The sequence below is a fragment of the Myxococcus sp. AM011 genome (assembly GCF_013372595.1).
GTDB classification, from domain to species: domain Bacteria; phylum Myxococcota; class Myxococcia; order Myxococcales; family Myxococcaceae; genus Myxococcus; species Myxococcus eversor.
In genome coordinates, this window is the sequence record NZ_JABXEM010000427.1 from 1 (window position 1) to 5,921 (window position 5,921).

At 68.8% G+C, this 5,921-nt stretch carries 5 protein-coding genes; all 5 read right to left on the reverse strand.

Annotated features, from left to right (window positions below; all coding sequences use genetic code 11):
• Positions 1 to 93: 93 nt before the first annotated feature.
• Positions 94 to 999 carry a type II secretion system protein GspC gene (gene gspC, locus HUW62_RS45230; protein ID WP_163868019.1) on the reverse strand — a complete coding sequence of 302 codons (906 nt, stop codon included), beginning with the start codon at positions 997 to 999 and terminating at the stop codon, positions 94 to 96.
• Positions 1,000 to 1,192: 193 nt separating this feature from the next.
• A complete protein-coding gene (locus tag HUW62_RS45235) occupies positions 1,193 to 2,587 on the reverse strand; it encodes a sigma-54 dependent transcriptional regulator (RefSeq protein WP_163868020.1) in 1,395 nt (464 codons plus the stop codon).
• A 31-nt stretch (positions 2,588 to 2,618) separates the two neighbouring features.
• Positions 2,619 to 3,644 carry a ParB N-terminal domain-containing protein gene (locus HUW62_RS45240; protein ID WP_163868021.1) on the reverse strand — a complete coding sequence of 342 codons (1,026 nt, stop codon included), beginning with the start codon at positions 3,642 to 3,644 and terminating at the stop codon, positions 2,619 to 2,621.
• 123 nt (positions 3,645 to 3,767) lie between these two features.
• Complete coding sequence (locus HUW62_RS45245) at positions 3,768 to 5,114, reverse strand: TldD/PmbA family protein (protein WP_163868022.1); 1,347 nt, start codon at positions 5,112 to 5,114, stop codon at positions 3,768 to 3,770.
• 18 nt (positions 5,115 to 5,132) lie between these two features.
• A partial coding sequence (locus HUW62_RS45250; RefSeq protein ID WP_255204002.1) for a TldD/PmbA family protein occupies positions 5,133 to 5,921 on the reverse strand: 789 nt, incomplete at its 5' end.

Genomic DNA, 5,921 nt, shown 5'->3' on the forward strand with positions numbered 1-5,921 from the left:
GCGCTGGGCCTGCGCGGGGACGGCGAGCGCGAGGCAAAGGCAGAGCATCCAGGACGGGAGCGTCTTCATGGAGGAGCGGGCGCGGCGTGGGGTTTAACGGACGTTGTAGGACTTGCGGATCGGCGCGCCGTTGCGCTCGATCTCGATTTCGATGCGGGATGAGTCCTTCATCTTCGAATAGACCTCGAGCGCCTTCTCGGGGCTGTTGAGGTCGAATCCGTTGATGCGGCGGATGACGTCGCCGTTCTGGACTCCAATCTTGGAGTAGATGGAGTCCGGGCGGATGGAGAAGAGCTTGAACCCCACGGCCTGCCCGTCCTTGAAGGCGGGAACGATGCGCGCCTGCATGGCGACGTCGTTGAGGTTGTTGAGCGTCTTGTCGATTTCCGCGCGCGGCACTTCGTACTCGTTGTCGCTGACCGCGCGGATGCCACTGGTGGACGCGGTGTTCGCCTGCGCCACCGGAGGCGTGGGCGGCGTGAAGGCCTGAGCGCCGTCGCCCGGGTTGCCGTCGATGAACTCCTTGCGGCCCCCGTTGACGATGATGACGCGCTCACGCTCGATTTCGAGCACGGTGGCGCCCTGCAGGGCATTGCCCACCATGTACGTCTGCGAGCGCTGGGTGACCATGTCCTGGATGGAAGCGAAGGACCAGTCAGGGTTGCCGGCGACGAGCGTGCCGAGCAGCTTCACGCGAAGGCCACTCTTCACCGGGGCCGCGTTGGGGTCGACCTGAGGAGCGGTGGGTTCAGCCACCGCGACCTCCGGCTCCGGAATCTTGATGCCAGTCACCCGGGACAGCTGCTCCATGTCCGGCAGCGCCAGTGCGGACTGGGCTGGCCGGGCGTTGGCGGGCGCGCGCGAGGCGGCCCCCGACGTGGGCACCGGGGAGATGGCGGACTCGACGAACAGGTTCACCGTCTTCGCCGCCAACAGCGCGACGAGGAGGACGAACAGCAGGTTCACCGTCCAAAAGTATTTTCGAAAGAAGAGTTCCATCACGCTTCCGAGAGAAAGCCGAACCGGTGGAGAGCAAGCCAGGTGCCACCGCGGGCCAGTGGGGCCAATCAACGGGGACGGCCAAGCGCTCGAAATTATTCCGGAATGAAGGGCCGCTCCGGGCGACTGAGCGAGCTGCCCCGAGCCTTGGGACAAATTGTCAAAGCCAGGTGGGGGCCTCTGTGACGGCCTGTCAGTCCTCGCTTCCGCCGGTGGAGGGCTCGCCGCCGTTGGACTGCTCGCGCTCCAGCTTGCGGTAGATGGTGCGGGCCGCGATGCCCAGCAGCCGGGCGGCCAGCGTCTTGTCGCCCTTGGTGTGGCGCAGCGTTTCGTGGATCACCCGCCGCTCCACCTCTTCCATGGGTGTCCCAATGGGAATCACCAGTTGGGAGGCGGCGCCGAGCGGGCCCTTGCGCACCGATTCGGGCAGGTCGCTGACCTCCAGCACCTCGCCCCGCGCCAGCACCACCGCGCGCTCGACGGCGTGCTCCAGCTCCCGCACGTTGCCGGGCCAGGCGTAGTTCTCCAGCGTCTGGAGCGCCTCCGGGGAGAAGCCGCGCAGCACCTTGCCGTTCTTCGCGGCGAAGCGGCGCAGGAACGCGTCCGCCAGCAGGGGGATGTCCTCCCGGCGCGAGGCCAGCGCGGGGACGCGGATCTCCACCACGTTGAGGCGGTAGTAGAGGTCCTCGCGGAAGCGGCCATCCGCCACCTCCTTCTGGAGGTCCTTGTTGGTGGCGGCCACCAGGCGCACGTCCACCTTCACGATTTGCGTGCCGCCCAGCCGCTCGATTTCGCCCTCGGCCAGCGCGCGCAGGAGCTTCACCTGGGCGGGCAGCGGCATCTCTCCGATTTCATCCAGGAAGAGGGTGCCGCCGTGGGCGCGCTCGAAGCGGCCCTCGCGACGGGCCACCGCGCCGGTGAAGGCGCCGCGCTCCACGCCGAACAGCTCCGCCTCCAGGATGTTCTCCGGCAGCGCGCCGCAGTTGACGGCGACGAAGGCGCCCTTGGCCCGGCTGGAGAACTCGTGCACCGAGCGCGCGGCCAGCTCCTTGCCGGTGCCGGACTCGCCCAGGAGCAGCACCGTGGCGGTGGAGGGCGCCGCCTGGCGGATGGTGTCCAGCATGGCGCGGAAGGCGGGGGACTGGCCCACCATGGTGCGCCCGCCCGCGGCGCTCATCTCCGCCAGCTTCGCCTTGAGCGTCTGGTTCTCCGAGACGAGGGCCCGCTTCTCCAGCGCCTTCTGCACCGCCTTCACCAGCGAGTGGCGCTTGAGGGGCTTGGTGATGAAGTCGTAGGCGCCGTCCTTCATCGCCGCCACGGCCGTCTCCACCGTGCCGTAGGCCGTCATCAGCACCACCTCCACGTCGGGGCGGATGGTGCGCGCCGCGCGGAGCAGCTCCTGCCCGTCCATGCCGGGCATCATCAAGTCGGTCACCATCACCGTGACTTCGGGCCGGCGCAGGAGCTCCAGCGCCTCCGTCCCGTTGGCGGCCGACAGCGTGGCCATGTTCTCCCGCTGGAAGATGCGCGTCACGGAGTCAAGGTTGGCGCGGTCGTCGTCGACGACAAGAACGGTGGAGGTGGTCATGTCGGGCGCCGCTTCTTGCAATCCCCGTTCCCTAGCCGTGGTCCTCGTCCGACTCAACAGGGCCACCGCCCATCCGGCCGATGTCCTCGCGTTTGACGGACTCCAGGTTGAACTTGAGCGCGCTGGCCAGCATCCGGTCCAGCGTCTCGTCGAAGTCGGGCTTGCCGCCATTCTTGCGGAAGCGCAGGAAGTTGATGCGGGCGACGACGAAGTTCTTCAGGTAGGGGCTCTGCATGCCCCGCTCCTTGAGGCCGTTGACGACGGCCACCACTGCGTCGTCCAGCTCCAGGAGCCGGTCCGCCCGGGCCTCGCGAAGGGCGAGCGCGTCGACGAGCGGCTTGTCGAGGAAGTCCTCCACCACCTTGACGAAGGGGTGGTAGGCGCCCGCGGAGAAGCGGGGGCGCTTCTCGTACGCGGCGCCCAGCGTGACGAAGGCGGGCTCCTCGAACAGGTGCGCGAAGGCGGTCTCCTTGCCCGCGCGGCCCGCGCCGACGAGGCCCCGGTACATGCGGACCACCTCCAGCGAGCGCTCCTTGAGGTTGTGGGCCTTCTCCGTGTTGAGGGCGAGGATTTGATAGGCCACGTCCTCGTCGGGGAGCAGCAGCGCGATGATGGACTTGGCGCCCAACAACTTGCTCGCGTGCAGGCGGTGGTTGCCGTTGGGCGTCCAGTACTTGCCGTCCTTGCGCACGGCGATGACGGGGTCCAGGAACCGGTCCAATCGCTCCATGGCGCTGGCGAGCCGCTTCACGTGGGGCTCGGACAAGTCCCGCTGATACGGCGTGGGCTCCACCAGGTCGATGGGCAGCACCGCGAGCACCACCGGGTGGCCTCCCAACGGCTCGCGGTAGACGCCGAGCACCTCGCCGCCATCGGTGCGCACGGCCTCGAGGATTTCGATGGGGTACTCCACCGAGTCGCTGGCCACGTCCGCGGGCGTCAGGCCCCGGGACCTGGGGTCCGCCTTCTTGCGGCGGGGCTTGCGAGGGGTGCTGCTCTTTGCCGGCTTCGCCTTCGGGGCGGCGGCCGTCTTTTTCCGTGCGGACTTCGCTGCCATGGGTGCGCCCTCCTGCGCTGCGGACGAAAGGTGTAGCCGGAGGCCCTGACATGCGCCTCCCCCAACGAGTGGGGGAGGGTGGCCTCTCGCGTCGCCCACGCTAAAGGGACGCGGGAGGTAGGGCTACTCTCCCGAGAGGGTGAGCTGCCGGAAGCGGACAGTGGGCGCGCCCACCGTGCCACCCCGGAACTGCAGGTCGTTTCCGATGCCGTCCATGTCCTGGAGCATCTTCAAGACGTTGCCGGCCACCGTGACTTCCTGCACCGCGTGCGTCAGCTCGCCGTTCTCGATCCACAGGCCGTTGGCGCCCGCGGACAGCTCTCCCGTGACGGGGTTGGCCCCGTGGCCGAGCAGCGACGTGACGTAGAAGCCCCGGTCCACCTCGCGGATGAGCTGCTCGGGCGGAGTGGTGCCCGCTTCCAGATACAGGTTGCTGGTGCCGATGGAGGGCTGCGCGTTGTAGCCGCGCTTGGCGTTGCCCGTGGGTCGCGCCTTCGCCTTGCGCGCGGTGAAGGCGTCGTAGAGGAAGTTCGACATCACGCCCCGGTCGATGATGGGGGTGCGCCGGGTGGGCACTCCCTCTCCGTCGAAGGGCGCCGTGGAGAGGCCCCGGGGCAGCAGGCCGTTGTCCACCAGCGTGACGTGCTCGCTCGCGAGCCGCTTGCCCTGGAGCGAGGCCAACATGCTGGCCTGCTGGTGCACGGCGTTGCCGCTGGCAGCCCTGGCCACGCCCGACACGAAGGACGCGGTGACGAGCGGGTCGAAGAGCACCGGCACCTGCTGCGTCTTCACGCGCTTCGCGCCCAGCATCCGCACCGCGCGCCGAGTCGCCTCGCGGCCGATGGACTCCGGCGGCTCCAGGTCCGCGAGGAAGCGCTTGTAGTCCAGCCAGTAGCCCTTCTGGAGCTGGCCGTCCGCTGCGGCCACCGGCATCGCGAACAGGTACACGTACGTGCCCGAGTAGCCCCCGGCCATGCCCTCCGACGACGCGACGTACACCTCGGACACGAAGTCCCCGGCGCCCACCGCGTTGAATGTCGTCACGCGCGAGTCCTCCGCGCGCCCCGCCTTCTCCATCTCCAGCGCGGCCTTCACCTTCCAGTCGCCGGGCAGGTTGGCCACGGCCGCGTCGTACAGCTCGCCCGTGTCGCCGAAGCGGCCCAGCTCCTTCACGCCGGGCAAGCCGTTGAGCTTGTTGGGCGCGGCGGCCTGGGCCAGCTTCAGCGCCTGGTCCACGAGGAGGTCCAGGCCCGAGGGCTCGAAGTCCGACGTGAAGGCGAAGCCGAGCCGGCCCTTCACCACGACGCGCAAGCCCACGCCCTTGGACGTGGACTGGGTGAGGTCTTCAATCTGTCCCTCGCGCACGCGCACGCTGCTCTGGCGGCCCACCTCCAGGAACGCCTCCGCCTGGCTGGCGCCCTTCTTCGTGGCGCGCTGGACAATCTTCTTCGCGAGCTTCTGGTAGTCCATGGTGTCTGGCGCTCTCTCTCAACCGACCTGGGTTCCGCCGACGGTGACGTTGTCGATGCGCACCGTGGGCAGTCCCACGCCCACCGGTATCGACTGCCCGTTCTTCCCGCACACGCCCATGCCCGGGTCTGGCTGCGGGTCATTCCCCACGCGGGACACGTTCTTCAGCGCCTCCGGCCCCACGCCGATGAGGATGGCGTTCTTCACCGGACGGCCCAGCTTGCCGTCTTCAATCTGGTACGCCTCGCTCACCTCGAAGACGAAGTTGCCGTTGCTGATGTCCACCTGTCCTCCGCCGAAGGTCGCGCAGTACAGCCCGCGCTTCACCTCCTTGAGGATGTCGCCGGGGTGGTGGTTGCCCGGCGCGAGGAACGTGTTCGTCATGCGCGGAATGGGCAGGTGCCGGAAGGACTCGCGCCGCCCGCTGCCCGTGGAGCGCTGCCCCATCAGCTTCGCGTTGAGGGTGTCGTAGAGGTAGCCCTTGAGCACCCCGTTCTCGATGAGGACCTTGCGCTCGCCCGGAGTGCCCTCATCGTCGATGTTGATGGAGCCGCGCCCGCTGGACACCGTGCCGTCGTCGATGACGGTGACGAGCTCGGAGGCGACCTTCTCTCCCAGTTTGCCGGCGAACAGCGACGTGCCCTTGCGGATGAAGTCCGCCTCCAGGCCGTGGCCCACCGCCTCGTGCAGGAGGATGCCGCTCCAGCCGGGCGCCAGCACCACCGTCTGCGGGCCCGCCGCGCAGTCCACCGCGCCGATGGTCGCCACCGCCTGCCGCGCCGCCTCACGCCCCACGTCCTCCGGCGG

What these genes read in the sequence shown, in the direction of transcription:
- HUW62_RS45235 (WP_163868020.1), bottom strand. Translation starts at nt 2,587, where the DNA reads ATGACCACCTCCACCGTTCTTGTCGTCGACGACGACCGCGCCAACCTT.
- gspC (WP_163868019.1), bottom strand. Translation starts at nt 999, where the DNA reads ATGGAACTCTTCTTTCGAAAATACTTTTGGACGGTGAACCTGCTGTTC.
- HUW62_RS45240 (WP_163868021.1), bottom strand. Translation starts at nt 3,644, where the DNA reads ATGGCAGCGAAGTCCGCACGGAAAAAGACGGCCGCCGCCCCGAAGGCG.
- HUW62_RS45245 (WP_163868022.1), bottom strand. Translation starts at nt 5,114, where the DNA reads ATGGACTACCAGAAGCTCGCGAAGAAGATTGTCCAGCGCGCCACGAAG.